Source organism: Dialister sp. (assembly GCF_036343215.1).
GTDB lineage: Bacteria > Bacillota > Negativicutes > Veillonellales > Dialisteraceae > Dialister.
The window spans coordinates 1-2,134 of sequence record NZ_JAZASU010000172.1; the positions used below are offsets into that span (position 1 = coordinate 1).

At 52.4% G+C, this 2,134-nt stretch carries 1 protein-coding gene; it reads left to right on the forward strand.

Translation table 11 applies throughout. From position 1 onward, the window contains the following. Positions 1-654: 654 nt before the first annotated feature. The gene (locus VZT47_RS10130; protein WP_330224839.1) at positions 655-1,725 is read left to right on the forward strand and encodes an MBL fold metallo-hydrolase; all 1,071 of its coding nucleotides are present in this window, start codon (positions 655-657) and stop codon (positions 1,723-1,725) included. Positions 1,726-2,134: the final 409 nt, after the last annotated feature.

A 2,134-nucleotide genomic window follows, 5' to 3' on the forward strand; every position in this document is an offset into this window, starting at 1 on the left:
ATAGGGAAGGTGCCCGTCAGGGCGGATAGGATGATTAATGTGTCCCTGAAAATGTGCATCAAAAGCTCTTTCTGCGCTTCAAGCATTAATCTTCCCCCCCTGCCTTCGGCATCCCCCCTTTCAAGGGGGGATTTTCCGGCCCGGCGGCCAAAGGCCGCCCGATGCTCAACCTTTCCTAGATAGGAAAGGTGCCCGTCAGGGCGGATAGGATGATTAATGTGTCCCTGAAAATGTGCATCAAAAGCTCTTTCTGCGCTTCAAGCGTCAATCTTCCCCCCTGCCTTCGGCATCCCCCCTTTCAAGGGGGGATTTTCCGACTCGGCGGCCTCGCCACGTGATTTCTTCAGCGCCACCTTCCCTAATTCCTCCCCCAAATCCCCAATTCCTTCATAGGGGGAACTGCACTTTCGACTGTAAATTTTCCCGACGCTGTAGATTCGCGTCCCCCAACGGGGGAAGCTCCGCGAAGCGGTGAAGGGGGCTATCTATCGCAAGAATTCCAAATGACTGAAAAGCCCCATGCGTTACGTAATGAAGGGTTTCCCAAAACTTAGAACTTATATGGAAAATCAAATTTCCCCCTTGACTTAAACCCCACATTACCCCTTAAAATAAATCAAATACCAACCGATAATTAAGGAAGTGAGGCACAAGATGAAAACCTGGATGAAAGCAGGAACGGGACTCCTGGGAGCCATCGTGATTCTGGGAGGCGCCGGATTCTGGTTCGTGAATCGCGATCAGAATGATCCCCTCATTACCCCCGAACGCCGGGCGCGGATGGAAGCCTCTCCCCATTACAAAAACGGGAAATTCCTGCCCACTACGCCCCATGCTCCCGTGAAGCCGAAACCCTCAGGCATGCTGGATATTTTCTTCCCTGAACCGGGCAATCAGATCCCCGACGCCCCGATCAGCGCCTCCATGCCGGACCTTTCGAAAATCCCGAAAAACGAAGACGTCATCGTATGGCTGGGCCATTCCTCCTTCTATGTCCAGCTCTCCGGCAAAAAAATCCTCATCGACCCCATAGCAGCAAAATACGCCTCCCCCGTCCCCTTCATCATCAAAGCCTTTGACGGGACCGATGTATTTCATGCATCCGACATCCCGGAAGGCATCGATGCCCTGATTCTTTCCCACGATCACTGGGACCATCTGGACTATGAACTCACGAAAGAAATAGAGCCGAAAGTAAAAGCCGTGGTCACCGGCCTTGGAAACGGAGGCTACTACGAAAAATGGGGCTATCCCCTCTCCAAAATCCACGAAGAAGACTGGGGCACCCGGGTAGATCTGGACAAAGACCTCTCCATCTGGGTCCTCCCCACCCGTCACTTCTCCGGACGCATGCTGAAACGGGACAATACCCTCTTTGCCAGCTTTGCCATCAAAGCAGGAAATAAGACCCTCTACTACAGCGGAGACGGAGGCTATGACGGACGGTTTGTGGAAATAGGGAAACAATTCGGCTCCTTCGATATCGCCATCATGGAAGACGGACAGTACAATGCCATAGAATGGCCCACCGTCCACATGCTCCCCGAACAAAGCGTCAAAGCCAGCGAAGAAATCCATGCAAAAACAGTCATCCCCTGCCATAATGGAAAATACAACCTCGCCCGCCATAACTGGAAAGAACCCAGAGAGCGCTTCGCCAGAGCCGCCGAAGGAAAACCATTCAAACTCATGATGCCCGAAATCGGGGAAATCGTGAAAATGTGAAATTAGCCGTCAGCAGTTAGCCGTTAGCCGTTAGCAGAAACCGGGTTCTTTGGGACTTTGAATTTTCAGCTGTCTTCGAAACTTTCAATCGTCCGGGACCCGGGAAACGGGACTCGGGGTGGTGGCCGCCAATTTTATGAGGCGGCCTTTTTTTAATTTTGGACTGAATCCTTCGCAGCTTTGAATTTTCAGCTGTCTTCGAAGCTTTGAATCGATCGGGACTCGGGACTGGGGACTCGGGCAGGCGGCGGCACACAATTCATAAAGTGCCGCCATTTTTATATGGGCACCTGTGAGGCTGACTGACGAAACGTACCTGAAGAAAATGAGGTAAAAGGTACGCGGTAAGGCTCCCCTCCAGGCCCCCCGAAAAAGCCTCCCCGATAACCCCGACCATCCCCGATATTCC

Excerpts from the sequence above, each read along its gene's own strand:
- VZT47_RS10130 (WP_330224839.1), top strand. The coding sequence starts at position 655 with ATGAAAACCTGGATGAAAGCAGGAACGGGACTCCTGGGAGCCATCGTG.